Source organism: Streptomyces sp. NBC_01450, assembly GCF_036227505.1.
Classification (GTDB): Bacteria; Actinomycetota; Actinomycetes; order Streptomycetales; family Streptomycetaceae; genus Streptomyces.
On record NZ_CP109480.1, the window covers coordinates 6,823,877 to 6,849,317 of the forward strand.

The following is a 25,441-nucleotide window of genomic DNA, read 5'->3' on the forward strand; positions in this document are numbered from 1 at the left end:
CTGCCGTCGAAGGCCTCTTACTACGGACTGCATAAACTGACCGGCCGAATCACCCTTCGGCCGGTCCCGGCAGGAAGCAGAGACGACAGGTGACAGAAGCGATCCTCCTGGTCGGCGGCAAAGGCACCCGACTGCGCCCGCTCACGGTGAACACCCCCAAGCCGATGGTTCCGGCGGCCGGGGTTCCGTTCCTCACGCACCAGCTGGCGCGAGCGAGAGCGGCGGGCGTCGAGCACATCGTCCTGGCGACCTCCTACCTGGCCGAGGTGTTCGAGCCGTACTTCGGCGACGGTTCCGCGCTGGGCCTCCACATCGAGTACGTCACCGAGGAGGAGCCCCTCGGCACGGGCGGCGCGATCCGCAACGTGGCCGCGCGTCTCCACTCCGGCCCCGACGAGCCGGTCCTGATCTTCAACGGCGACATCCTGACGGGCCTGGACATCCGGGCCCTGGTGGCGACCCACGAGACGACCGGCGCGGACGTCTCCCTCCACCTCACCCGTGTCGAGGACCCGCGGGCGTACGGCCTGGTCCCCACGGACGGGACGGGCCGTGTGACGGCGTTCCTGGAGAAGCCGCAGACCCCGGAGGAAATCGTCACCGACCAGATCAACGCGGGGGCGTACGTCTTCCGCCGCTCGGTCATCGACACGATCCCCGAGGGCCGCCCGGTCTCGGTGGAACGCGAGACCTTCCCCGACCTCCTCGCCACCGGAGCCCACCTCCAGGGCATGGTGGATTCCACCTACTGGCTGGACCTGGGCACCCCCCAGGCTTTCGTACGAGGCTCCGCGGACCTCGTCCTGGGTCGCGCCCCCTCCCCGGCCGTCCCGGGCCGTTGCGGGGACCGCCTCGTCCTGCCCACGGCCAGGGTCGCCCCCGACGCCAAACTGACCGGCGGCACGGTCGTCGGCGACGGCGCGCACATCGGCGAGGGCGCCCGCATCACCGGCAGCACGATCCTGTCGGGCGCGGTCGTCGAACCGGGCGCCGTCATCACCGACTCCCTCGTCGGCGCCCGCGCCCACATCGGCGAACGCACCGTCCTCTCCGGCACGGTCATCGGCGACGGCGCGGTGGTCGGCCCCGACAACGAGCTACGCGAGGGCGTAAGAGTCTGGTGTGAGGCGAAAATCCCGGCGGGGGCGCTCCGCTTCTCGTCGGACCAGTAGCCGGCAGAGACAGAAGTGCGGGTGCGTGGGGGCTGGTCGCGCAGTTCCCCGCGCCCCTCAAGAGCGCTGGCCCGCATCTTCAGCCCGTCCGGCGTGTGAGGACGAGGCTGGGGGCCGATGCCCCCACCCACCCCGGGTCTTCAGCCCGTCCGGCGTTTGAGGACGAGCCCTTCGGGCGAGGCGGGGGTCCAGGGGGCGCAGCGCCCCTGGCGGGGTGCGGGGGCGGAGCCCCGCGGGGGTGCGGGGGCGGAGCCCCGCGGGGGTGCGGGGGCGGAGCCCCTGGGGATGGGACGGGTAGGGGCGGCGGGGGCGAGAGACTCCCGGCCCGCACCCGGGGGCGACTACAACCGCCCGATATCCCCTCGCGGCATCCGCGGCGCCCGCCGCGCAGGCGTCCGCCCCGACAACAGAATCAACCGAGCCGCCCGATGCCGCTGCCCGGCATACGGCTCCAACAGCGAAAGCATCACGGAGTCGTCCGCATCCCGGTCCCCCGCCAGCGCATACCCCACGATCCCCGGCAGATGAAGATCCCCCACGGTCACCGAATCCGCCGCCCCGTGACTGCGCTGCACGGTCTCCGCCGAGGTCCACGGCCCGATCCCGGACACCAGCTCCAGCCGAGCCTGCGCAGCCCCCGGCTCCATCCCCACCGCTTCCTCGAGCCGCCCCGCCACCCGAACGGCCCGCAGAATCGTCGACGCCCGCTTGTTGTCGACCCCGGCCCGATGCCACTCCCAGGAGGGAATCAACGCCCACGTCCGCGGCTCCGGCATGACGGACATCCGCTCCGGCGCGGGCCCCGGCGCCGGCTCCCCGAACTTCCGTACGAGCAACCGCCACGCCCGATACGCCTCGTCCGCCGTGACCTTCTGCTCCAGAACGGACGGAATGAGCGACTCCAGCACCAGCCCGGTACGCGTCAGCCGCAACCCCGGCCGCCGATGCCGCGCGATGGCGACCAGCCGGTGACGGGGCTCGAAGACATCGGGATCGTCGGCCGCGCCGAGCATCTCGGGGAGCTGTTCGAGAAGCCATGCGCTCCCCGGCCCCCACGCCTCGCCCCGCACCACCCCGTCCCGCGCCGAGACCCGCAGCGTCCCGGCCCCGGCGGGTGTCCGACTGGTCCGCCACACGGCCCCGTCCGGCGTCGCGCGGAAGGTCGGATCGCCGGGCCCCCGGCGCAGCGGCCCGAGCACGAGCCCGAGATCGAGCGGCCAGGGCGGTGTCCACGTCCGCGTACGGCCAGGTGCGACCGCCTGCCGAGGCACTCCGCCGGGGGCATCGGCGGGCACGGCGACATGCCCGCCGCGCACAGTCGTACGCGTCGGCCGGGGAGCGAAACGTCCTGCCACGAAAGGAGTCCTAGGGAAACTCGGGGTGCCCTACGAGAGTAGGCGCTCGGCCTCTGAGAACACCCGACTCTCGACGCACACCACGCTCACCGCACCTCGAAGAACGCCCCGGCATCCCGCTCGGGCCGAGCCCTGGGCTCCTCCGCCGCGTGTCCGACCGCCACGGCCCCCATCGGATCCCACCCCTCCGGCAGCTCCAGCACGTCCCGTACGACATCCCGGCAGAACATCGTCGACGACACCCACGCGGATCCCAGCCGCTCCCCGGCGAGCGCGACGAGGAAGTTCTGCACACCCGCGCCGACGGCGACCACGAACATCTCCCGCTCGGCCCCGTCCCGCCGCGGATCGCCGTACGTGTGCGAACCGTCCATGACGAGACACGGCACCACGAGGTACGGCGCGTTGCGCAGCACATCGCCGCGTCGCACCCGCTTGGCGATCGACTCCTCGCTCTTGCCGTCCCGCCGCAGATCCGCGATCCACGCGTCCCGCATGGCGTCGAGCAGCCGGGTCCTGGACTCCTCGGACTCCAGGAGCACGAACCGCCAGGGAGTGGTGTGATGCGGCGCGGGAGCGGTGACCGCCGCGGCCACGGCCCGCCGCACGGCGCCCGGATCCACCGGCTCGTCGGTGAAGGCCCGTACGGTACGCCGCTGGGTCACGGCCTCTCGTACGGCCTCCGAGGTGCCGAGCCGGAACATGTCGTCGCGCGCGCCCCGCACCATCGCCCGTGTCCCCTCCTCGTCGTCCTCGGCGACCACATGGGGCAGCCCGCGCACGACGGCGACGGGCAGTCCGGAGGCCTTGCCCTTGACCAGGTCACCGGCGGCGGCGAGCTCGTCGGCGGTGGCGACGACGGTGGCGCTCAGCGGATTGCCGTGCGTATCGGTGCCGCCGCGCAGATCGTCCAGCACCCGTACGCCCGCGGCGCCGATGGCGACATCGGTGAGTCCGGTGCGCCAGGGCCGCCCGAAGGTGTCGGTGATCACGACGCCGACGTCGACCCCCAGGGTGTCGCGCAGCCCGTCCCGGATGGCCCGCGCGGACGCGTCGGGGTCCTCGGGCAGCAACAGGACGGTGCCGGCGGGGGTGTTGGAGGCGTCGACCCCGGCGGCGGCCATCACGAGCCCCTGCCGGTTCTCGACGATCCGCAGGAACCCCCGGCGCGCCACGACCCGTACGGTCTCGGCGTCGATGGCGGCCTCCCGGTCGGCAGCCTCGACCAGACGTCCCTCGGCCTTGGACACGATCTTCGAGGTGACGAGGAGAACGTCCCCGTCGACCAGCCCGGGCTCGGCGACGGCGATCAACTTGCCGAGGTCGTCGCCCTGTCGGACCTCGGGGAGCCCGGGTAGCGCCCAGACCCGGTAACCGGGAGGGATGACGGAGGCGTCCGCCCCCTTGTCATCCGCATGCCCTTGTTCGGGGGAAGCCGGAGAAGGCTGTCCGCTCAAGACGCCCGCACCTCCTCCGCCAGCGTCAGCGCCTCGCGCGCCATCTGCGCCGCGGCGTCCAGGTCGGACATCATCAGCGGCACGGCCCGGCACCGGATCCCCGCTGCCTCGACCTGCTCCACGGTGGACGCGTCCACCGTGTCGACGAGCCAGCCGTCGAGGAGCCCGGAGCCGTAGTGCTCGGCGACCGCCGTGGCCGTGGACTCGACGCCGACCGCTGCCAGCACCTTGTCGGCCATGCCTCGCACGGGCGCGTCGCCGACGATGGGGGAGAGGCCCACCACGGGCACGCCCGCGTCGGCGATGGCCTCCCGGATGCCGGGCACGGCGAGGATCGTGCCGATGGACACGACCGGGTTGGACGGCGGGAAGAGGATGACGTCCGCCTCCGCGATGGCTTCCAGGACACCCGGCGCGGGCTTGGCCTGTTCGGCGCCGACCGGCACCACGGCCTCGGCCGGCACGGAGGCCCGCAGCCGCACCCAGTACTCCTGGAAGTGGATCACCTTGCGCTGCCCGTCGATCTCGACGGCGACATGGGTCTCCACGCGGTCGTCGGACATGGGGATCAGCCGGACGCCCGGTTTCCAGCGGTCGCACAGGGCTTCCGTGACCGCGCTGAGCGGATAGCCCGCGCTCAGCATCTGTGTCCGCACGATGTGTGTCGCGAAGTCGCGGTCGCCGAGCCCGAACCACTCGGGCCCGACCCCGTAGGCCGCGAGCTCCTCCTTGAGGTGGAAGGTCTCGTCGGTCCGGCCCCAGCCCTGTTCCTCGTTGATGCCGCCGCCGAGCGTGTACATCACCGTGTCGAGGTCCGGGCAGACCTTCAGGCCGAAGAGATGGATGTCGTCGCCGGTGTTGCCGATGACCGTGATGTCCGCGTCCGGCACGGCCCGCTGGAGACCACGCAGGAACCGGGCACCACCGATACCGCCTGCCAGAACCACAATGCGCATGGGGTTCAGTCTGGCAGGCGGGTACGACAACGCGTGAGGCGGTTACTGGACCTCGGCGACGGCGCACCGCGCCGCGTGCATCGGCATCTCGGTGAGACCCGGGTAGTAGACGTGCAGGCTCACGGCCGGTTCGAGGGAGTCGTTCACGACCTCGTGGATGTACCCCGGCGCGAACACCCGCTGGGATCCTGCCCCCAACGCGCGTGTGTCGCGCTCCGTGCGCTCCGTCAACGCGCCCTCCAGGACGGTGAGTACGCCGGAGGAGCGCCCGTGGTCGTGGAGTCCGCTGCCCTGTCCGGGTACCCAGGACAGCAGCCACACCTCGTAGCCGGGCCCGGTGCTCAGCCGGTGGTACCAGCGGGTGGTCGCGTCGTACTGGACGAGGTGCTCCCACTGGGAGCGGTCGGCGGCGATGGAACGGGCCAGGCCGACGAACTCGGCCACGGTGGAGGGGTGCTCGCGCGGCGGCTGGAGCAGGTGCGGTACTTCGAGGATGTCGCCGGCGATCTGGAGGTCGCTGTCGCTGTTCATGGGTGCGGTGGTTCCTCGGCGGAGAGCTGGGGTGTCGCGGGGCCGTTGCCGTCCGGGTCACGGACGGGGAGGGTGCCCTGGTGCGGGCGATCGCCCCGTGGGCGGGGCGGGGATTCGCCTCAGTGGCGGCGAGGCAGCCGGAGCGCGGTACGGCTCAACAGCTGGGACAGCAACAACAGCTACAGCGAGCGAGGGCAGCACCGTGGGACCCGGCGGTGCGGGTCGAGGTGAGTGCCAAGTTCGCGAGCATGCCCACAAGGACATCGGTTCACACCTCGACTGTCAACTTCATGTCCGCTATGTGGGAAATGTTTCACCTCATCCGGTTCAGCTGTATGGCGAAAGGTTTGCTCTGGGGTCACCCCGGACACATGGCGCACAACCGGGCGCGCAAACCTCGATGCGATCCCGTGATCCAAATGTGATCCGGTTCGCTTCGGAGTCCGTGTCGGAACGAGATCGAACTTCTGGGCGTCCTCCTCAGTAGCGGGTCGGAAGTCCGGTCGGGACCTTTGAGGGTGTCAGGGTTTATGCCGATTTGAACACTTTCCGCATAGCCTTGGTTCCGCAGAGTGAATAAGGGGCCCAATAGCAGATCTCGGCTTGACTGGCCCGGATCGGCACACTTGTAATTTCACTCGTGTCGTTCAGCCGAAATCGGTAACGGCAGCATCACGGGGACGCGAAAGACAGACGAGGGGCGCACATGACCGAGCTGGTGCAGCAACTGCTGGTCGACGACGCGGACGAGGAACTCGGCTGGCAGGAGCGCGCGCTGTGCGCCCAGACCGACCCCGAGTCCTTCTTCCCCGAGAAGGGCGGCTCCACCCGCGAGGCCAAGAAGGTCTGTCTCGCCTGTGAGGTCCGCTCCGAGTGCCTGGAATACGCGCTCGCCAACGACGAGCGGTTCGGCATCTGGGGCGGTCTGTCCGAGCGCGAGCGTCGAAGGCTGAAGAAGGCCGCCGTCTGACCGCACGGAGCGCACCCCTCCGTACCGATACCGGCAGGTAAGAACGGCCCGTCGCAGGTGGGTTATCCACAGGCGGCGGGCCGCTGTGTTGCCCAGCCGTTAGTGTGGGCCCTCGTCCGAGACGTCCCGCTGTCCCCGCCGGACACAGACGTCCACCGCAGTCCATCGAACCGGGGCCCGTACCTCGATGTCCGTGCACAGCCATTCGGCAGTCCAACACGACGCCGCCACACCTGAGTTTCCGCGCCACGTGGTGACCGCGGTCCTCGTCTCCCACGACGGCGCCCGCTGGCTGCCCGAAGCGCTCGCCGGGCTGCTCGGCCAGGAGCGCCCGGTGCAGAACGCGGTGGCGGCCGACACCGGCAGCGCGGACGACTCCGCCCTGCTGCTCACCGACGCACTCGGCGCCGACCGGGTGGTGCACCTCGCCCGGCGCACCGGCTTCGGCCAGGCCGTCGAGGAGGCCATCCGCGGCGCCGGCGTGCTCACCCCGGACGACCTGCCCTATCTGAAGCGCCCCAGCGGCTGGGATCCGGTCACCCGGAGCTGGCGCGACGACGCCTACGACCTGCCGGAGCTTCCGCACGGCGAGCCCGAGCAGTGGCTCTGGCTGCTGCACGACGACAGCGCCCCCGAGCCCGACGCCCTCGCCCAGATGCTCCGGGTCGTGGAGAGCGAGCAGGAGTTCGGCAGGGATGTCGCCGTGGTCGGCCCCAAGCTGCGCGGCTGGTACGACCGGCGAGCGCTCCTGGAGGTCGGCGTCACCATCGCCAACTCCGGCCGCCGCTGGACGGGCCTGGACCGCCGCGAGCAGGACCAGGGCCAGCACGATCACGTCCACCCCGTGCTCGCCGTCTCCACCGCCGGCATGCTGATCCGGCGCGACGTCTTCGAGGAACTCGGCGGCTTCGACCGCCGACTGCCCCTGATGCGTGACGACGTCGACCTGTGCTGGCGCGCCCAGGCCGCCGGACACCGCGTCCTGGTCGCCCCCGAAGCGGTCGTCCGGCACGCCGAGGCCGCCTCACGCGAGCGCCGCACCGTCGACTGCGTGGGCCGCACCGCCGCCTCCCCGCACAAGGTCGACAAAGCGGGCGCCGTCTACACCCTCCTCGTCAACGCGCGTACGGCACAGCTGCCCTGGATTCTGATCCGGCTCGTCCTCGGCACCCTGCTGCGCACCGTCGCCTACCTCGTCGGCAAGGTCCCCGGACAGGCCGTCGACGAGATCCGCGGCCTGCTGGGAACCCTGCTGCGCCCCGAGCGGATCCTCGCGGGCCGCCGCAGACGCGGTCGCCCCCAGGTCGACAAGGGCGAGCTGCGCCCGCTGTTCCCGCCGCCCGGCGCGACCGTGCGGGCCACCGTCGAGCAGGTCGCGGGCAACCTCGTGGGCCGCGACGACCCCGAGGCCACCACCGGAGCCGGACGGCACGGCAGCGCCGTCGAGTCCGGGCCCGGCGGCGACGACGCGGACTTCCTGGAGATCGAGCAGTTCGCCCGGCTCAAGCGCATCGCCCGCAACCCCGGCCCGATGCTCTTCCTGGTACTGCTCTTCGTCTCCCTCCTGGCCTGCCGCGGCCTGCTCGGCAGCGGGTCGCTCGCGGGCGGCGCGCTGCTGCCCGCGCCCGCCGACGCCTCCGAACTGTGGTCGCGCTACGCCGACGGCTGGCACCCGGTGGGCGCCGGCGGCACGGAGACCGCGCCGCCCTACCTCGCGATCGTCGCCCTGCTGTCCGCCCTGCTCCTCGGCTCCACCGGGCTCGCGGTCACCGTGCTCCTGGTGGCCTCCGTCCCGCTGGCCGGCTTCGCCGCGTATTTCGCCTCGCGCCCCCTCGTCGAGTCGCGCCTGCTGCGTGCCTGGGCGTCCGTGGTGTACGCCTTCCTGCCCGCCGCCACCGGCGCCCTCGCCGGCGGCCGCATCGGTACCGCCTTCCTGGCGATCCTGCTGCCGCTGATCGCGCGCGCGGGCATCGCCGCGAGCGGGCTGGCCCACTCCTCCGGCGCGCGCGGAAGCTGGCGCGCGACCTGGGCGTACGCCCTCCTCCTCACGTTCACCACGGCGTTCACGCCGATCGTGTGGCCCATCGCGCTGGTCCTGGGAATCGCCCTCCTCGCAGTGCGCCGAAGGGAGATCGCCGCCTACGGGCCGCGTTTCCTGGCCCAGCTCGGCACCCCGCTGCTGGTCCTCGCCCCCTGGTCGCTGACGCTGCTCCCGTTCGGCTTCTTCAAGGAAGCCGGGATGCCCTACGGCGCGAGCGCGGCCTCCGCGCTCGACCTGCTCGGCGCGAGCCCCGGCGGCCCCGGAACGGTCAGCGGACTGATGCTCATCGGCGTCGTGCTCGCGGCCCTGGCCGCCCTGATGCGCGGCGAGCGGCAGCGAGCGGTGTGGGCCGCCTGGGTCGTCGCCCTGGTGGCACTCGTCTTCGCCGTGCTGTCCAACAAGTCGGCCTGGGCGGGACCGGCCACCCTCGTCTACGGCCTGGCACTGCTCGCCGCCGCCACGCTCGGCGCCGACGGGGCACGCGCGCGTGTGGCCGAGCAGAGCTTCGGCTGGCGCCAGCCGGTCGCCGCACTCATCGCGTTCGCCTCGGCCGCCGGCCCGCTGCTGATGGCCGCAGGATGGGTCCTCGGCGGCGCCGACGGACCCGTGGAGCGCCGCGACCCGGTGCAGGTGCCCGCGTTCGTCGCAGAGGAGTCCGGCACCCGCGACCAGGCCCGCACCCTCGTCCTCGACAGCGACTCCGGCGCCCGCGTCGGCTACACCCTCGTCCGTGGCTCCGGCGCCCGGATGGGCGACGGCGAACTCGCGGCGGCGGGCGGCGAGAACACGAAGCTCAACAAGGTCGTCGCCAACCTCGTCGCGGGCTCCGGCGCCGACCAGGCGAACCAGCTCGGCGGTTTCGCCGTGCGCTATGTCCTGGTCCGCAAGGGCGCGCCCCGCGAGATGAGCCGCGTCCTGGACGCCACCCCGGGCCTGACCCGGCTCAGCCAGCAGGACGGCAGCGCCCTGTGGCGTCTGGACAGCCAGGTCTCGCGCGCCTCGATCGTCCCCAAGTCCGGTGAGGCCCTGTCCATCGCCGCCGGACCCGTCGAACTGCACACCGCCATCCCCTCCGGGGGAGAGGGCCGCGTGCTGCGCCTCGCCGACACGGCGGACGCGGGCTGGACGGCGACCCTGGACGGCAAGCCGCTCACCCGCACCACCGTCGACGGCTGGGCGCAGGGCTTCGAACTGCCCGCGAGCGGCGGCAGGCTGGACGTCACCTTCGACGCCCCGATGAGCCACACCGGCTGGCTGTGGGCCCAGGGCGCGCTCGCCGTCGTCCTCGTGGTCCTCGCCCTGCCCGGGCGGCGCCGTGACGTCGACGACGACCTCCCCGAGGAGCCGGTCGTCCCCGCCCAGGACGTCACGGGCGAGGGCCGCCGCGCCCGCCGTCTGCGCGCGCAGGCCGAGGCCGAGGCGGAGGCTGAGGCGGAACAGTCCGCCCAGTCCGACCAGGCCTTCCAGGAAGAGGGAGCCCTTCCTCCTCCGGAGGAGGCCGAGCAGGCGCCCGCGGCGGTCCCACAGCAGCAGGCGTACGACGAGTGGGACTCATCGACCTACGCGGGCGCCGAGTACGGCACCTACGGCGGCGAGCAGTACCAGGGCCGGCAGCAGTACCCGGCGGGCACCTACGAGCAGCCCTACCAGGCGGACGCCTACCAGGCGGGCCAGTACGACCCGTACGCCTACGGGGGCACGGCACCGTACGACCCGATGCAGACGTACCAGGGCTACGACGGGACCGGCCAGGGCTACGACGCCGCCTACGACCCGAGCACGTCCCCGCAGCCGCCGCACGGCACCGACAGTGAGCGCCCCGACGGGAGCCAGCAGTGAACCGCACCACCCTGTCCCTGATCGCCGGCGCGACCGCGCTCGCCGCCGTCACCGGATTCGCCTCGCTCAACGCGCCGGCCGCCTCCGGCGACAACACCGCCAAGGCGGCCGCCCAGCAGCCCGTGGAGCGCACCAGCCTGCTCTGCCCGCAGCCCAGCACCTCCGAGATCGCGGAGACGGCGTACACGTCGTTCACGCCCGTCACCCAGGGCGCCGCCGACAGCGGCAAGGCCGAACTGCAGACCGCGACCCAGGAGTCGGCGGACTCCACGAGCGGCAAGAAGACCGGCAAGAAGACCGTGAAGCCCGCCCTGAAGCCGGCGGAGCCCGGCAAACCGGCCACCGGTGACGGCTCGGGATCCGAGCCGTCCGCGCTCGTCGGCACCGCCGAGGGCAAGTTCGCGCCCGGCTGGACCGTCCAGGAGACCACCGCGGTCGCCGCGGGCACCGGCCGCGGTCTGCTCGGCACCAACTGCACCGCACCGGACACCGAGTTCTGGTTCCCGGGCGTCAGCACCGCCACCGGCCGTACCGACTATGTGCACTTGACCAACCCCGACGACTCGGCCGCCGTCGTCGACATCGAGCTGTACGGCAAGGACGGCACCCTCAAGTCCGCGGTGGGCGAGGGCATCACGGTCCAGCCGCACGCCAGCGAGCCCATCCTGCTGAGCACGCTCGCGAGCGGGCAGCAGAGCGACCTCACCGCCCATGTGACCGTCCGCAGCGGCCGCGTCGGCGCCACCGTCCAGGCCCTGGACGACAAGATCGGCGGCGACTGGCTGGCCGCCTCCACCGACCCGGCGGGCAGCCTCGTCATGCCGGGCATCCCCAAGGACGCCACGGCCGTGCGGCTGGTCGCCTTCGCGCCCGGCGACCAGGACGCCGACCTGAAGATCCGCCTCGCCTCGCCCTCGAGCCTGATCACACCGGCCGGCAACGAGACGCTGCACGTCAAGGCGGGTATGACCGCCGCGGCCGACCTCGGCGACGTCACGCGCGGCGAGGCCGGCTCCCTGGTGGTCACCTCCACCGGCACCTCGGTGCCCGTGGTCGCCGCCGTGCAGGTGGTGCGCGGCAAGGGCGACAAGCAGGAGATGGCGTTCATCCCGGCCACCGGCCCGGTCGGCGCCCGCGCGACGGTCGCCGACAACAGCTCCAAGGGCACCACCCTCGCCCTGTCCGCCCCCGGTCAGACCGCCCAGGTCAAGGTCACCGCGTCCGCCGGCAGCGAGGGCGGTACGGCGGCGACGAAGACGTACACGATCAAGAGCGGTACGACCCAGGACGTCGACGCGCCGGTCCCGGCCGGGCTCAAGGGGACGTACGCCCTGACGGTCGAGTCCGTCTCCGGAGGCCCCGTCTACGCCTCCCGGACCCTCGCCTCCGCCAAGGAGGGCGTCCCCGGGTTCACGATCCAGACCCTCCCGGACGACCGCGGGACGGTCGCGGTGCCGGAGGCGGACCAGGATCTGTCGGTGCTGCTGAAGAAGTGATCCCGTACGGGTGATCCACCGGGTCCTCAAGGGGGACCCGGTGGGCGCTCCGCGGGTGCTCCCCGTAGTGGTCCGGCGGGTCTCAGTCCTCGCCGTAGCGCGGGTCCACCGTCTCCGGTGTCAGCCCCAGCAGCTCCGCGACCTGCTCCACGACGACCTCGTGCACCAGCGCCGCGCGCTCGTCGCGGCCCTTGGTGCGGATCTCGACCGGGCGACGGTAGACGACCACGCGCGCGGGATGGTCCTCGTGCGCCGGGATCGTGCCCCCCAGGGGCACCGCCTCGTCGTTCCAGCCCTCGCCGGAGCCGTCCAGACGGGGCACTTCCAGGACCATGAAGTCGATGTCGGCGAGCTGGGGCCAGCGCCGCTCGAGCCGCTCCACGGAGTCCTGCACCAGGTCCGCGAAGACCTCGGCGCGGCTCGCGGCGAGCGGTACCTGGGGCGGCGCGACGGGGCCGCGCATGCCCCTTCCGTGGCGATCACGACGGCGGGGCCCGGGTGCGGCGGCGGTGGGCGGTACAGGGGTGTCCATCACTGACGAAGAGTAGTCCCCACGAGGTCCGCGTGCCCGGCGCCCACGCGGCTGCCCGCGGCCCGGGCCGGGAAGCCCGCCACACGTTCCGGATGTCGCAGGATGACCATTCCGGCCAAGCTTGGGCTCGATTCCGTATCTCTCCAGGACCGTCGCTCACGTGGCAATTGACATGGTTTGCACCAAGTGGTGACCGGATTCAGGTCCGTTAGGGATCTCGCAACGGGATGTCGTCCCAGGTCAGGACGGGCGGTCCGAAGGCTTGTGTGGGCGGACTCACAGTACGACACGGTGGGGTGACCTGGGGGAGAGTCGTCGCGGCCCGCTCAAGAGTGCGGTACCGTCCAACGTCGTGAGCCCTGTACGTCGCTGTTCGCGAACCGCTTGCGGCCGTCCCGCCGTTGCGACGCTGACGTACGTCTACGCCGACTCGACCGCGGTCCTCGGCCCGCTCGCCACCTACGCCGAACCCCACTGCTACGACCTGTGCGCCGAGCACTCCGAGCGCCTCACCGCGCCGCGCGGCTGGGAGGTCGTCCGGCTCGCCGACGCCTCCGCTCCCTCCCGCCCCAGCGGTGACGATCTGGAAGCGCTCGCCAACGCGGTCCGCGAGGCCGCCAGGCCGCAGCAGCGCACCGCCGAGGCCGGTGGCGGCGCCCGCTCGGCGGACCCGATGGAGGTCGCGCGCCGCGGCCACCTGCGGGTGCTGCGCTCGCCGGACAACTGAGCGTCCGCCCCCTCCGTATCCTCCGCCCCCTCCGCATCCAGGGGCGATCCCCCTGAGCTTCCTCCCTCGGCTCCATCGAGTCGTGCACGCCCATTGACGAGGGCTTGTCGCGGACACGACGATTTTCCCGTCCGCGAGAAAACGCTTTCCGCATCGCGGAATCTCCCGCGCGGCGGAACCCGGGGAGGCGCCCGTGTACATCCAGAAACTGGAACCCGTGGCCGACTCGCTCGGCTTCTCCGCCCTCGTGGCGACCCTGCCCCTCGTCATCGTTCTCGTCCTGCTCGGCGGCGTCCGCATGAAGGCGCACCGGGCCGGTCTCGTCGGCCTCCTGGCGGCCTCGCTGGTCGCCTGGCTCGCGTACGGCATGCCGGTCGGCCAGACGCTCTCCAGCGCCGCCCAGGGAGCCGTCTTCGGTCTCTTCCCCATCCTGTGGATCGTCGTCAACGCCCTGTGGGTGTACCGGATGACCGTCCGCACCCGGCACTTCGACGTCCTGCGCCGCTCGTTCGGGCGGCTGTCCGACGACCCGCGCATCCAGGCACTCGTCGTCGCCTTCTGCTTCGGCGCGCTCCTGGAAGCCCTCGCGGGCTTCGGCGCGCCCGTCGCGATCTGCTCGGTGATGCTGGTCGCGCTCGGCTTCGACCCGGTGCGCGCGGCCGTGGTGGCGCTGGTCGCCAACACCGCACCGGTCGCCTTCGGCGCGATGGGTACCCCGGTGGTCACACTGGCCCAAGTCACCGGCCTGCCGCTGGACTCCGTCGCCTCCGTGGTGGGCCGTCAGACCCCGCTGCTGGCCCTCGTCGTGCCCCTCGTGCTCGTCGGCCTGGTCGACGGCCGGCGCGGGCTGCGGGAGACCTGGGTGCCCGCCCTGGCGTGCGGAGTCGCCTTCGCCGCCGCCCAGTTCGCCGCCTCGAACTATGTCTCCGCGCAACTGGCCGATATCGGGGCCTCTTTGGCGGGTGCCGCCGCACTGGTCGCCGTACCGCACGCGCGCAGGCCCGCCGCCGAGCCCGTACGAGTCGCGGTCCTGACCGGCGTACGCAGTGAGGACCTGGACCAGGAGGACCCGCGCCCCGAGGTCGTGCGCGCCTATGCCCCGTACGCGCTGATCGTCGTCATCTTCTCGATCGCGCAGATCCCGCCCGTCAAGGACTGGCTGGCGCGTGCGACCCGCACGTACGACTGGCCCTTCCTGGACGTCGTCACCCCCGAGGGCAAGCCGGTCGGGGGCAATGTCCTCACGCCCCCGCTCGTGTCGACCGGCGGGACCCTCGTCCTGCTCGCCGGGCTGTGCACGGCCGTCGTACTCGGGGTGCACGCGCGTGTGGCGGTCGAGGAATGGGCGGCGACGGTGCACGAGTTGAGGTTCGCGATCCTGACCGTGACGTCCGTGCTGGCCCTCGCCTACGTCATGAACCTGTCCGGACAGGCGGCCACGATCGGCCACTTCGTGGCGGCGGCCGGAGCGGGACTCGCCTTCTTGTCACCCGTTCTGGGCTGGTTCGGCGTGGCGGTGTCCGGCTCAGACACCTCGGCGAACGCCCTTTTCGGCGCCCTCCAGGTGAGCGCCGCCCACGAGTCGGGGCTGTCACCCGAACTGCTCGCCGCCGCCAACAGTTCGGGCGGAGTGCTCGGCAAGATGATCTCGCCGCAGAACCTGACCATCGCGTGCGCGGCGGTCGGGCTCGCGGGCCGCGAGGGCGACCTGCTGCGCAAAGTGCTCCCGTGGAGCGCCGGGCTGCTGCTGATCATGTGCCTGATCGTGCTGGGCCAGAGCTCACCGGTCCTCGACTGGATGCTGCCCTGACGGCCGGATTCCACCCCGTGCGTTACCCCCGGGTGACGGCTTGGGCTCCCAGATGACGGGTGAGCGTCCGATCGGCCCCTTCACGGCGTGCTGTCAGCCGGTACGGGTAGTTTGGGGCGACCGAAGTGGACTTCTGGAAGGTTGGCCGTGACTGCTGATCTGTCGCAGCTCGTGAAGGCGTACGACGTACGCGGGGTGGTCCCGGACCAGTGGGACGAGCCGATGGCCGAGCTGTTCGGGGCGGCCTTCGTCCAGGTGACCGGAGCGGACGCCATCGTGATCGGGCACGACATGCGGCCCTCGTCGCCCGGCCTGTCGCGCGCCTTCGCACGCGGGGCGGCGGCACGCGGTGTCGACGTGACCGAAATCGGCCTGTGCTCCACCGACCAGCTCTACTACGCCTCGGGTGCGTTCGACCTGCCGGGCGCCATGTTCACGGCCTCGCACAACCCCGCCCGGTACAACGGCATCAAGATGTGCCGCGCGGGCGCCGCCCCGGTCGGTCAGGACACCGGTCTGGCCGAGATCCGCGAACTCGTGGAGTCCTGGCTCGACTCGGGCCTCCCGGCCTCCGACGCGACGCCGGGAACGATCACGCAGCGCGACACGCTGGAGGACTACTCGGCGTACCTCCGCTCGCTCGTCGACCTGACCGGCATCCGCCCCCTGAAGGTCGTGGTCGACGCGGGCAACGGCATGGGCGGGCACACGGTGCCCACCGTCTTCGCGGGCCTCCCCCTCGACCTCGTGCCCATGTACTTCGAGCTGGACGGCACGTTCCCGAACCACGAGGCGAACCCGCTGGACCCGGCGAACCTCGTCGACCTCCAGCAGCGCGTGCGCGAGGAGAGCGCCGACATCGGCATCGCCTTCGACGGCGACGCGGACCGCTGCTTCGTCGTCGACGAGAACGGCGACCCGGTCTCCCCGTCCGCGATCACCGCCCTGGTCGCTGCCCGCGAACTCGGCAAGCACGGCGGCGGCACGATCATCCACAACCTCATCACCTCCTGGTCGGTGCCCGAGGTCGTCCGCGAGCACGGCGGCACCCCGGTCCGCACCCGCGTCGGCCACTCCTTCATCAAGGCCGAAATGGCCCGCACCGGCGCGATCTTCGGCGGCGAGCACTCCGCGCACTACTACTTCCGCGACTTCTGGAACGCCGACACGGGCATGCTGGCCGCCCTGCACGTCCTGGCCGCCCTCGGCGGCCAGGACGGCCCGCTCTCCCAGCTCGTCGCCGAGTACGACCGCTACGTCGGCTCCGGCGAGATCAACTCCACGGTCGACGACCAGACGGCCCGCCTCGCCGCGATCAGGGCCGCGTACGAGGGCCGCGAGGGCGTCACCATCGACGAGCTCGACGGCCTGACCGTCACCGCGGACGACTCGTGGTTCAACGTCCGCCCCTCCAACACGGAACCCCTCCTCCGCCTGAACACGGAGGCGAGGGACGAGGCGACGATGGCGAAGGTACGAGACGAGGTACTGGAAATCATCAGGGGCTGAACACAGGGCTGGTCGCGCAGTTGCCCGCGCCCCTAAAAGCCGCCACCTGGCCCGGGTCTTCAGCCCGTCCGGCGTGTGAGGACGAGGCTGGGGCCGATGCCCCACCCAGGTCAGCCCGTGTCTTCAGCCCGTCCGGCGTTTGAGGACGAGCCCTTCGGGCGATGCTGGGGTCCAGGGGGCGCAGCGCCCCTGGCGGGGTGCGGGGGCGGAGCCCCGCGGGGGTCCGCGGGCGGAGCCCCTGGCGGGGTCGAAGGGGCGGAGCCCCTGGGGATGGGACGGGTAAGGGCGGCGGGGGCGAAATCCGCACGCCCCCACACCCCGGCACCCCACCCCCCACAGCGGTACGCTGACCAGGCCGCATCCACCCTGTTCGAAAGGACACCCCATGCCGCTCGAAGCCGGCCTCCTGGAGATCCTCGCCTGCCCGGCCTGCCACGCCCCGCTCAAGGAGCAGGAGAGCGAGCTGCTCTGCACAGGCCAGGACTGCGGCCTCGCCTACCCCGTCCGGGACGGCATCCCCGTACTGCTCGTCGACGAGGCCCGCCGCCCGGCGTAAACCCCACCCGACGACACCCGGACGACACCCGACGACCCGCACCACACAGGCGAATCAGGCGACAGAGGCAACACACCGGCGATCGGGAGGCTGCCGACCCATGCTCGACGAATCGCTGCTCGACGACCCAGAGGCGCTCGCCCGCGCCGACCGTCGCGAGCTGCTCCGGGGCGCCGCCGAGGCCGGCGCCCGCGTGCGTACCGCGGTCCGGCACGCCACGGAGGCCGGAATCGCGGAACTGAAGCCGGACGGCCGCCCACGCGCCGTCCTGATCGCCGGCCCCGGCCTGGCCGCCACCGGCGTCGCCGAACTGCTCGGCACACTCGCCGGGGCGAGCTGCCCCACCACCCGGCTCACCCCCACCGGCGTCGCCCCCGCATCAGGCGCCCTCCGCTGGGAACTGCCCGGCTGGGCGGGCCCGGTGGACCTTCTGCTGATCGCCACCCCCGACGGCAGCGAACCAGGTCTCGAACTCCTGGTGGAGCAGGCGTACCGGCGCGGCTGCTCCGTCGTGGCGGTGGCCCCCGCCGGCACCCCGATCGTGGAGTCGGTACAGGGCACGCACGGCCTGTTCGTACCGATGGCGACCGCCCCGTACGAGCCGACCGAGCCCCTCGCGGCCTCCGCCCCCGGCGTCCTGTGGGCCCTGCTCACCCCGCTGCTCGTGCTGCTGGACCGCACCGGTCTGGTCTCCGCCCCGCCCGAGGCGCTGGAGAAGGTCGCCGACCGCCTCGACCGCGTCGCCGAGCGCTGCGGCCCGGCCATCGCGCCCTACAGCAACCCGGCCAAGTCACTCGCCGCCGAGCTCGCCGAGGTACTCCCGGTGATCTGGACGGAGGGCACCTCCGCGGGCCCCGCGGGCCGCCGCTTCACCGCCGCGCTCGCGGAACTGGCGGGCCGCCCCGCCCTCACCGCCGAACTCCCCGAGGCACTCGCCTGCCACAGCGTGCTGCTCGCGGGCGCACTCGCCGCCGGCGCCGACCCCGACGACTTCTTCCGCGACCGCGTGGAAGAGGCCCAGGCCCTGCACGCGCGCGTGGTGCTCCTGCGCGACCGCCCGGCCGGCGGCCTCACCGCCGCCCCGGCCGCCCGCGAGCTCGCCCTCAGCCACGACACCGCGATCAGCGAGCTCGAACCGGAGGAGGGCGGAGAACTGGAGACCCTCGCGGAACTGATCGCCGTCACGGATTTCGCCGCCGTTTACCTGGCGCTCGCTTCAGGGGCCTGATCTTGTAGCCAGGCATCCGAGCAGCCTTTGCCGACCCGGGCCCCTGACCAGCGCAGCGCACGTACGGAGACAACGACACACATGGACCGCCTCGACAACACCGTCCGCCCCTACGCCTGGGGCTCGACCACCGCCATCCCGCGGCTGCTCGGCGTCGAGCCGACCGGCGAACCGCAGGCGGAGATGTGGATGGGCGCCCACCCGGGCGCACCCTCCCGCACGGCACGCGGTCCCCTCGACGAGGTCATCGGCGAGGACCCCGAGAAGGAGCTCGGCCGTGCGGCCGTCGCCAAGTTCGGCCCCCGCCTGCCGTTCCTGCTCAAGATCCTCGCCGCGGGCGCGCCCCTCTCCCTCCAGGTGCACCCCAACCTCGAACAGGCGAAGGAGGGGTACGAGGACGAGGAGCTCCGCGGTATCCCGATAGACGCCTCGCACCGCAACTACAAGGACGCCAACCACAAGCCCGAACTGATCTGTGCCCTCACCGAGTTCGACGGTCTGTGCGGTTTCCGCAGCCCCGATGAGGCCGCCGAACTGCTCTCGGGCCTGGACGTCGACTCCCTCAAGCCCTACGTCGACCTGCTGCACGCCCACCCGGAGGACGCGGCGCTGCGCGAGGTCCTGACGGCGGTACTGAGCGCGGACCCCGACGCCATGGCCCACACGGTCACCGAGGCCGCGGCCGCCTGCGACCGCCTCGGTGGCGCCTACGCCCCCTACGCCGACATCGCCCACCACTTCCCGGGCGACCCCGGCGTCATCGCCGCGATGCTCCTCAACTACGTCCAACTCCAGCCCGGCGAGGCCCTGTTCCTCGGCGCCGGCGTCCCGCACGCCTATCTGAACGGCCTCGGCGTCGAAATCATGGCCAACAGCGACAACGTCCTGCGCTGCGGCCTGACCCCCAAGCACGTCGACGTCCCCGAACTCCTGCGCGTCGTCCGCTTCGAGGCGAGCGACCCCGGCGTCCTGCGCCCGGAGGCGTCCCCCGACGGCGAGGAGGTCTACGAGACCCCCATCGACGAGTTCCGCCTCTCCCGGTACGCCCTCGCGGAAGGCGCCGCCCCGCACGACCTCACGCGCGAGACCCCGCAGATCCTGCTCTGCACGGCGGGTTCCGTACGCGCCGACGGCAGCACGCTCGCCCCCGGCGAGTCGGTCTTCGTACCGGCGGGCGAAAAGGCAGAGGTGTCCGGTTCCGGCACGATCTTCCGTGCGACAGTGGTGGCCTGACGAGGCGACTGTGGCGGCCAGACGTACCGCCGTCGGACCGGGCTGCAACAATGGCCCACCGCAAAGGGCGGGCAAAGCCCGGACCGGCGTACGAGGGTACGAACGGGGCCCGGACGGCGTACGAAGGGACAGCAGGAGCACATGAGCGCTTCAGGCGGCACCAGAGCGATCGTGGCGGCACTCGGCGCCAATCTCGCGATCGCGGCATCGAAGTTCGTGGCGTTCGCCTTCAGTGGCTCGTCCTCGATGCTCGCCGAGGGCGTCCACTCGCTCGCCGACTCCGGCAACCAGGCCCTGCTCCTGATCGGCGGCAAGAAGGCCCAGCGCGAGGCGACCCCCCAGCACCCCTTCGGCTACGGCCGCGAGCGCTACATCTACGCCTTCCTCGTCTCGATCGTCCTCTTCTCCGTCGGCGGCATGTTCGCCGTCTACGAGGGCTACGAGAAGATCAAGCACCCGCACGAGATCGAGCACTGGTACTGGCCGGTGGGCGTGCTGGTGTTCGCGATCATCGCCGAGGGCTTCTCCTTCCGTACGGCCATCAAGGAGTCCAACGAACTGCGCGGCGCCCACTCCTGGTCGCAGTTCATCCGCCGCGCCAAGGCCCCCGAGCTGCCGGTCGTCCTCCTGGAGGACTTCGGCGCGCTCATCGGTCTGGTCCTCGCCCTCGGCGGCGTCGGCCTCGCCCTGCTCACGGGCGACGGCGTCTGGGACGGCATCGGCACGCTCTGCATCGGCATCCTGCTCATCCTGATCGCGCTGGTCCTCGCCGCGGAGACCAAGTCCCTCCTGCTGGGCGAGGCCGCGGGCGTCGAAGAGGTCAAGAAGATCGAGGCCTCGATCGTCGACGGCCACACGGTCACCGGCATCATCCACATGCGCACGCTCCACCTCGGCCCGGAGGAGCTCCTGGTCGCCGCGAAGATCGCCGTCCAGCACGACGACACGGCCGCCCAGGTCGCCACCGCGATCAACGCCGCGGAGTCCCGCATCCGCGCCGCCGTCCCGATCGCCCGAGTGATCTACCTGGAACCGGACATCTACAGCGAGGCGGAAGCGGCCAAGGGGTCGGACCCCGAGGCGACCCCGGGGGGCCCCGCCCAGACCCCTTCCGAGCACTGATCCACCCGAAGACGAGCCCCGACCTCCCCCAGGGACAGCGGGCCCGACCCCCGGCCAACGCCCCTCGACGCCGTTCGAGCCCGTCCGAGACCTTGTCCGGAACGCGCCTTGGCCGGAGCCGGGCTGGGGAGGCCCGGGGCGACCGGTGTAGCTTGGTGACTGAGCCAGACGTCGCTGCTGATGGCGGTCGGGCGGTCCCACCGCGGACCGGCCGAGGGAGAGAGGGCCTCCGACGGACTGCGCTGCGCGCATCAGGCACGCCTGTGCCCTGTTGCGGGGCATATCCGTGCCCTGCTGAGGCATGCGTATGCCGGCGCCGCGCAGACAGCCGTATCCACCTCGCCCCAATCCAGACCACGAGGAGCAGCTCGCAATGACGACTGTCGACAACCGACAGGACTTCAAGGTCGCCGACCTCTCCCTGGCCGAGTTCGGCCGCAAGGAGATCACCCTCGCCGAGCACGAGATGCCCGGCCTGATGTCGATCCGCAAGGAGTACGCCGCCGCGCAGCCCCTCGCGGGCGCCCGCGTCACCGGCTCCCTGCACATGACGGTGCAGACCGCCGTCCTCATCGAGACCCTGGTCGCCCTCGGCGCCGAGGTCCGCTGGGCCTCCTGCAACATCTTCTCCACCCAGGACCACGCCGCCGCCGCCATCGCGGTCGGCCCGAACGGCACGCCCGACAACCCGCAGGGCGTCCCGGTCTTCGCCTGGAAGGGCGAGACCCTGGAGGAGTACTGGTGGTGCACGGAGCAGGCTCTGACCTGGCCGAACACCCCCACCGGCGGCCCGAACATGATCCTGGACGACGGCGGTGACGCCACCCTCCTCGTGCACAACGGCGTCAAGTACGAGAAGGACGGCAAGGTCCCCTCGGTCGACACCGCCGAGAACGAGGAGCACCGCGTCGTCCTCGAACTCCTCAACCGCACCATCACCGACGGCTCGCAGAAGTGGACCCAGCTCGCCTCGGAGATCCGCGGCGTGACCGAGGAGACCACGACGGGCGTGCACCGTCTGTACGAGATGCACCGCGACGGCACCCTCCTGTTCCCGGCGATCAACGTGAACGACGCCGTCACCAAGTCGAAGTTCGACAACAAGTACGGCTGCCGCCACTCCCTGATCGACGGCATCAACCGCGCCACCGACGTCCTGATCGGCGGCAAGACCGCCGTCGTCTGCGGCTACGGCGACGTGGGCAAGGGCTGCGCGGAGTCCCTGCGCGGCCAGGGCGCCCGGGTGATCATCACCGAGATCGACCCGATCTGCGCGCTGCAGGCGGCGATGGACGGCTACCAGGTCACGACCCTCGACGAGGTCATCGACAAGGCCGACATCTTCGTCACCACGACCGGCAACAAGGACATCATCATGGCCACGGACATGGCCAAGATGAAGCACCAGGCGATCGTGGGCAACATCGGCCACTTCGACAACGAGATCGACATGGCCGGCCTCGCGCAGATCCCGGGCATCGTCAAGGACGAGGTCAAGCCGCAGGTCCACACCTGGACGTTCCCCGACGGCAAGGTGATCATCGTCCTGTCCGAGGGCCGCCTGCTGAACCTGGGCAACGCCACCGGCCACCCCTCGTTCGTGATGTCCAACTCGTTCGCGGACCAGACCCTGGCCCAGATCGAGCTGTACACCAAGCCCGAGGAGTACCCGATCGACGTCTACGTGCTGCCCAAGCACCTCGACGAGAAGGTCGCCCGTCTCCACCTCGACGCCCTCGGCGTCAAGCTCACCACGCTCCGCCCGGAGCAGGCCGCCTACATCGGCGTAGAGGTCGAGGGCCCGTACAAGTCGGACCACTACCGCTACTGAGCACCCCGCCGAGCAGCGGTACCACCGCTCGGCACACGGATGTCAGCAGGCCCCTGCCCTCGCGGCGGGGGCCTGTCCCCGATGAGGACCTGAACGCCCATGCCCCGCGGTCGATATTCGCTCCATGATCCGCACGATCACACCCCCCTCGCGGAAGAACACTTCCACTGCGCGCCCGGCCCCTCCGGCTGGCGCTATGTCTCCCAACTGACCACCCCCTCCGGGGATCACGCCGGCTCCGTCGATCTGGCCCTCGACGAGCTCGGCCGCCCCATCCGTCTCGAACTGCACGCCGCGAGCTGGCAGGTGCGCGGCGCCGCACTCGACGGCGTCACCTGGGTCCGCACCGATCCCACCGGCACCGAGGCCACCGAAGGCAATGTCCGCGCCCACGCCTTCACCGGCACGTCTCCCGCGTTCCTCATCGCCACCGCCCGTCTCCTGCGCCTCACCCCCGATGCCTCCGCGACCCGCGTACGCCTCGTCGCCTTCACCGACCCGGTCCTCGCCCCCCGCACCGTCGACCAGTCCTGGGCCTTGATCTCGAGAGAAACACACGCCACTGACAACGGCCCCCTGACCGTGGACGAATACCAGGTCACAGCCCTGGACACAGGGGAGCAGCACGCCGTGCACCTCGCGGGAGACGTGGTCCTGACAGCGCCCGGCATAGAGCTCGAGCACCTCGAATCCCCGCCGTCGGTCTTCGCCTGACGACGCCGTGGCACGGTTCGGAACAGGTTCAGGCGGGCGGCGCGAACCCGGTCGCGGGGCGTTCGACCGGCACGTCCCGCGGCGCAGCAGGCGCTGCGGGCGGCGGCGCCTGCTGCGCCGACGCTGCCGGGTGCTCCGGGGCCGCGGAGACCGAGGGATACGAGTCGCCCGCCGCCGGTGACGAGGGAGCCGCCGGTGGATAGGCGTAAGCCTCCGGTTGCCGCGCGACCGGGCCACCGCCCGCGCCGGGCATCCCGGCGACGAGCCCAGCCGGGCCCCCGTGCACCGCCGGAGCGGTCCCGCCGCCGAAGGCCCGTCGAGCGTCGCGCGCCTGTCGTTCCTGCACCACGGCCGCCAGATACGCGGCCGCCGGAACACCCTGCGGCGCCGGAGACCCCGTACGGGCGGCAAGATCGGACGCGAGCCGCTCCGCCATCGCACCGCCGACCTGAGGATCCAGCTGCTGCATCCGCGTCAGGTACTGGCGAATGGCCAGCCACAGCCCGTCCGGCACGGCCGACAGATCAAGGCCGGAGAACCGTCCCGCCAGCCAGGGCGGCGGCGGGGGCACGAAGGCCGTACGTCCGACCGGAATCCGCTCCCGCACGACCAGGGTCCCCGCGAAGACGTCACCGAGCCGTCGCCCCCGAGCCGACACGAGCGACGCGATGCAGGCGATGATCCCGAACGTCATCAGAATCTCGACCACACCGATCGCACCACGCACCAACGCGTGCCGGAACCGGATCGGCCCCCCGTCGTCCCGCACCACCCGCAGCCCGAAGGCCAGCTTCCCCAGCGAACGGCCGTGGCTGAGCGTCTCGACCGCGATCGGCCCGCCCACCAGAAGCAGAAGGAAGCTCGCGATCGACACCGCGATCCGCGCCGCGTCGTCCAAGGCCGCCGTCGCAGCCAGCAGGCCGATGGTGACGACCAGATAGGCGGTCATCGACACGACCAGATCGAGCAGCACGGCCAGCGCCCGGCTCGGCAGTTTCGCGGGGCGCAACTCCAGCGCCACCGCCTCGCCCGTCACTAGCTCACTCACGCTCGCCGTCCTTCCCCTGACCTGCCTTGAGAGTGGTCAGTCTGCCAAGCTGAGGGCGCATCGCGCCGCAGTACGACAAGCTGACACGCAGTACGAGAGGACGAGGAGCAGCAGAACCGATGGACCTCGACGTCTTCGTGTCCGCCCACCGCGCCGAGTGGGACCGTCTCGACGCCCTGCTGCGCCGCCAACGCCGGCTCACCGGAGCCGAAGCCGACGAACTCGTCGCCTTGTATCAACGTACGGCCACACACCTCTCCCTGATCCAGTCCAGTGCCCCGGATCCGCAGCTCACCGGTCGCCTGAGCCAACTGGTGGCACGCGCGCGTGGCGCGGTGACAGGCACCCGCCGCGCCTCCTGGCGCGATGTCACCCGCTTCCTCACGCACGGTTTCCCCGCGGCGGTATACCGCTCGCGCCACTGGTGGGTCCCCACCGCGCTCGTGTCGACCCTGGTCGGTGTCGTCCTGGGGTGGTGGATAGGCACGCACCCCGAGGTCCAGTCCTCGATCGCGGCCCCCAGCGAACTGCGCCAGCTCACACGTCCGGGCGGCGAGTACGAGACCTACTACTCGAGCCACCCGGCCGCGTCCTTCGCGGCCCAGGTGTGGACGAACAACGCTCAGGCCGCCGCGATGTGCCTGGTCCTGGGCGTCTTCCTGGGGCTACCGGTCCTCTGGATCCTCTTCCAGAACATGCTCAACCTCGGCGTGGGCATTGGCCTGATGTCGTCGGCGGGCCGACTCGACACTTTTCTGGGCTTGATCCTTCCGCACGGCCTCCTGGAACTGACCGCCGTCTTCGTTGCCGCGGGCACCGGTCTGCGGCTGGGATGGACCCTGATCGACCCGGGCCCCCGCTCGCGCCGCACGGCACTCGCCGAAGAGGGCCGCGCCGCGCTCGGCATGGCGATAGGGCTGGCGCTGATCCTCTTCGTCTCGGGCGCCATCGAAGGGTTCGTCACCCCGTCCGGTCTCCCCACCTGGGCCCGTGTCGGCATAGGAATCGTCGCTGAACTGGCCTTTCTCACGTACGTCTATGTCCTGGGCGGTCGCGCCGTACGGGCCGGCGACACCGGTGACGTCGACGAGTCCGAGCGCAGCGCGACTCTTCCGACGGCCGCCTGATGTGCGTTTACCCCCGTTGACCTGCTAGTCTCCTCTTCGCCCCACAGGAGCCGTTGACACGGAGCCGGTGGGGAGGTAGATTCGAACAGTTGCCTAGAGCTGGACAAGTCCAGACGGTGACAGTGAGCATCTGTCAGCTTCTCGTGAAGACGATTCCGAGAAGCACCTCCCGATTATTCAGGACTGA

The 25,441-nt window shown here is 71.6% G+C and carries 20 protein-coding genes; 14 read left to right on the top strand and 6 right to left on the bottom strand.

Translation table 11 applies throughout. The features are described from left to right. The first annotated feature begins 89 nt into the window (after nt 1-89). Nucleotides 90-1,172 carry a nucleotidyltransferase family protein gene (locus OG568_RS30505; protein ID WP_266582790.1) on the top strand — a complete coding sequence of 361 codons (1,083 nt, stop codon included), beginning with the start codon at nt 90-92 and terminating at the stop codon, nt 1,170-1,172. Nucleotides 1,173-1,513: 341 nt separating this feature from the next. Here the strand turns inward: OG568_RS30505 and OG568_RS30510 are convergent, their stop codons facing one another. The 4 genes from OG568_RS30510 to OG568_RS30525 form a co-directional block, all read right to left on the bottom strand. After that, on the bottom strand, nt 1,514-2,527 hold the full coding sequence (locus OG568_RS30510; protein ID WP_266413392.1) for a DNA-3-methyladenine glycosylase family protein: 1,014 nt from the start codon (nt 2,525-2,527) through the stop codon (nt 1,514-1,516). 86 nt (nt 2,528-2,613) lie between these two features. Continuing rightward, complete coding sequence (locus OG568_RS30515) at nt 2,614-3,912, bottom strand: coenzyme F420-0:L-glutamate ligase (protein ID WP_329536503.1); 1,299 nt, start codon at nt 3,910-3,912, stop codon at nt 2,614-2,616. 68 nt (nt 3,913-3,980) lie between these two features. After that, the gene (gene cofD / locus OG568_RS30520) at nt 3,981-4,940 is read right to left on the bottom strand and encodes a 2-phospho-L-lactate transferase (protein WP_329533855.1); all 960 of its coding nucleotides are present in this window, start codon (nt 4,938-4,940) and stop codon (nt 3,981-3,983) included. 42 nt (nt 4,941-4,982) lie between these two features. Next, nucleotides 4,983-5,471, bottom strand: a complete 489-nt coding sequence (locus tag OG568_RS30525) for a cysteine dioxygenase (protein WP_266413396.1) — start codon at nt 5,469-5,471, stop codon at nt 4,983-4,985. 706 nt (nt 5,472-6,177) lie between these two features. Between OG568_RS30525 and OG568_RS30530 the strand changes: the two genes are divergently transcribed. The 3 genes from OG568_RS30530 (at nt 6,178) to OG568_RS30540 (ending at nt 11,817) form a co-directional block, all read left to right on the top strand. Continuing rightward, complete coding sequence (locus tag OG568_RS30530) at nt 6,178-6,441, top strand: WhiB family transcriptional regulator (protein WP_003975777.1); 264 nt, start codon at nt 6,178-6,180, stop codon at nt 6,439-6,441. Between the two features lie 187 nt (nt 6,442-6,628). Then, nucleotides 6,629-10,321: a glycosyltransferase family 2 protein gene (locus OG568_RS30535; RefSeq protein ID WP_329533856.1), complete on the top strand. Its 3,693-nt coding sequence runs from the start codon at nt 6,629-6,631 to the stop codon at nt 10,319-10,321. After that, entirely contained in the window at nt 10,318-11,817 is a 1,500-nt protein-coding gene (locus tag OG568_RS30540; protein ID WP_329533857.1) for a DUF5719 family protein, read from the top strand. Before OG568_RS30535 ends, OG568_RS30540 begins: the two co-directional genes overlap by 4 nt. An 82-nt stretch (nt 11,818-11,899) precedes the next feature. Here the strand turns inward: OG568_RS30540 and OG568_RS30545 are convergent, their stop codons facing one another. Then, nucleotides 11,900-12,349 (bottom strand): metallopeptidase family protein, encoded by a 450-nt coding sequence (locus tag OG568_RS30545; protein ID WP_266421682.1) that lies wholly within the window; start codon nt 12,347-12,349, stop codon nt 11,900-11,902. A 352-nt stretch (nt 12,350-12,701) separates the two neighbouring features. On the opposite strand from OG568_RS30545, the gene OG568_RS30550 reads away from it, so the two are divergent. The 9 genes from OG568_RS30550 to OG568_RS30590 all read left to right on the top strand — a co-directional run bounded on the left by OG568_RS30550 (nt 12,702) and on the right by OG568_RS30590 (nt 23,079). Then, entirely contained in the window at nt 12,702-13,076 is a 375-nt protein-coding gene (locus OG568_RS30550) for a DUF3499 domain-containing protein (RefSeq protein ID WP_211118721.1), read from the top strand. A gap of 193 nt (nt 13,077-13,269) precedes the next feature. Beyond that, nucleotides 13,270-14,886, top strand: a complete 1,617-nt coding sequence (locus OG568_RS30555; RefSeq protein WP_329533858.1) for an L-lactate permease — start codon at nt 13,270-13,272, stop codon at nt 14,884-14,886. Nucleotides 14,887-15,033: 147 nt separating this feature from the next. Beyond that, the gene (locus OG568_RS30560) at nt 15,034-16,395 is read left to right on the top strand and encodes a phosphomannomutase/phosphoglucomutase (RefSeq protein WP_329533859.1); all 1,362 of its coding nucleotides are present in this window, start codon (nt 15,034-15,036) and stop codon (nt 16,393-16,395) included. A gap of 385 nt (nt 16,396-16,780) precedes the next feature. Then, nucleotides 16,781-16,951, top strand: coding sequence for a Trm112 family protein (locus tag OG568_RS30565; protein ID WP_266413406.1), 171 nt, complete (start codon nt 16,781-16,783; stop codon nt 16,949-16,951). 100 nt (nt 16,952-17,051) lie between these two features. Further along, nucleotides 17,052-18,179 carry an SIS domain-containing protein gene (locus OG568_RS30570; RefSeq protein WP_329533860.1) on the top strand — a complete coding sequence of 376 codons (1,128 nt, stop codon included), beginning with the start codon at nt 17,052-17,054 and terminating at the stop codon, nt 18,177-18,179. Between the two features lie 81 nt (nt 18,180-18,260). Next, nucleotides 18,261-19,412, top strand: coding sequence for a mannose-6-phosphate isomerase, class I (gene manA / locus OG568_RS30575; protein WP_329533861.1), 1,152 nt, complete (start codon nt 18,261-18,263; stop codon nt 19,410-19,412). A gap of 141 nt (nt 19,413-19,553) precedes the next feature. Beyond that, nucleotides 19,554-20,534, top strand: coding sequence for a cation diffusion facilitator family transporter (locus OG568_RS30580; protein ID WP_329533862.1), 981 nt, complete (start codon nt 19,554-19,556; stop codon nt 20,532-20,534). Nucleotides 20,535-20,907: 373 nt separating this feature from the next. After that, nucleotides 20,908-22,365: an adenosylhomocysteinase gene (ahcY, locus tag OG568_RS30585; RefSeq protein WP_266582781.1), complete on the top strand. Its 1,458-nt coding sequence runs from the start codon at nt 20,908-20,910 to the stop codon at nt 22,363-22,365. Nucleotides 22,366-22,464: 99 nt separating this feature from the next. Then, nucleotides 22,465-23,079 carry a hypothetical protein gene (locus tag OG568_RS30590; RefSeq protein WP_329533863.1) on the top strand — a complete coding sequence of 205 codons (615 nt, stop codon included), beginning with the start codon at nt 22,465-22,467 and terminating at the stop codon, nt 23,077-23,079. Nucleotides 23,080-23,107: 28 nt separating this feature from the next. Here the strand turns inward: OG568_RS30590 and OG568_RS30595 are convergent, their stop codons facing one another. Further along, complete coding sequence (locus tag OG568_RS30595; RefSeq protein WP_329533864.1) at nt 23,108-24,127, bottom strand: RDD family protein; 1,020 nt, start codon at nt 24,125-24,127, stop codon at nt 23,108-23,110. 119 nt (nt 24,128-24,246) lie between these two features. Between OG568_RS30595 and OG568_RS30600 the strand changes: the two genes are divergently transcribed. After that, nucleotides 24,247-25,254 carry a stage II sporulation protein M gene (locus OG568_RS30600; RefSeq protein WP_329533865.1) on the top strand — a complete coding sequence of 336 codons (1,008 nt, stop codon included), beginning with the start codon at nt 24,247-24,249 and terminating at the stop codon, nt 25,252-25,254. Nucleotides 25,255-25,441 lie beyond the last annotated feature (187 nt).

Excerpts from the sequence above, each read along its gene's own strand:
- cofD (WP_329533855.1), bottom strand. The coding sequence starts at position 4,940 with ATGCGCATTGTGGTTCTGGCAGGCGGTATCGGTGGTGCCCGGTTCCTG.
- OG568_RS30525 (WP_266413396.1), bottom strand. The coding sequence starts at position 5,471 with ATGAACAGCGACAGCGACCTCCAGATCGCCGGCGACATCCTCGAAGTA.
- OG568_RS30530 (WP_003975777.1), top strand. The coding sequence starts at position 6,178 with ATGACCGAGCTGGTGCAGCAACTGCTGGTCGACGACGCGGACGAGGAA.
- OG568_RS30535 (WP_329533856.1), top strand. The coding sequence starts at position 6,629 with ATGTCCGTGCACAGCCATTCGGCAGTCCAACACGACGCCGCCACACCT.
- OG568_RS30545 (WP_266421682.1), bottom strand. The coding sequence starts at position 12,349 with ATGGACACCCCTGTACCGCCCACCGCCGCCGCACCCGGGCCCCGCCGT.
- OG568_RS30565 (WP_266413406.1), top strand. The coding sequence starts at position 16,781 with ATGCCGCTCGAAGCCGGCCTCCTGGAGATCCTCGCCTGCCCGGCCTGC.
- OG568_RS30570 (WP_329533860.1), top strand. The coding sequence starts at position 17,052 with ATGCTCGACGAATCGCTGCTCGACGACCCAGAGGCGCTCGCCCGCGCC.
- manA (WP_329533861.1), top strand. The coding sequence starts at position 18,261 with ATGGACCGCCTCGACAACACCGTCCGCCCCTACGCCTGGGGCTCGACC.
- OG568_RS30580 (WP_329533862.1), top strand. The coding sequence starts at position 19,554 with ATGAGCGCTTCAGGCGGCACCAGAGCGATCGTGGCGGCACTCGGCGCC.
- ahcY (WP_266582781.1), top strand. The coding sequence starts at position 20,908 with ATGACGACTGTCGACAACCGACAGGACTTCAAGGTCGCCGACCTCTCC.
- OG568_RS30590 (WP_329533863.1), top strand. The coding sequence starts at position 22,465 with ATGCCCCGCGGTCGATATTCGCTCCATGATCCGCACGATCACACCCCC.
- OG568_RS30600 (WP_329533865.1), top strand. The coding sequence starts at position 24,247 with ATGGACCTCGACGTCTTCGTGTCCGCCCACCGCGCCGAGTGGGACCGT.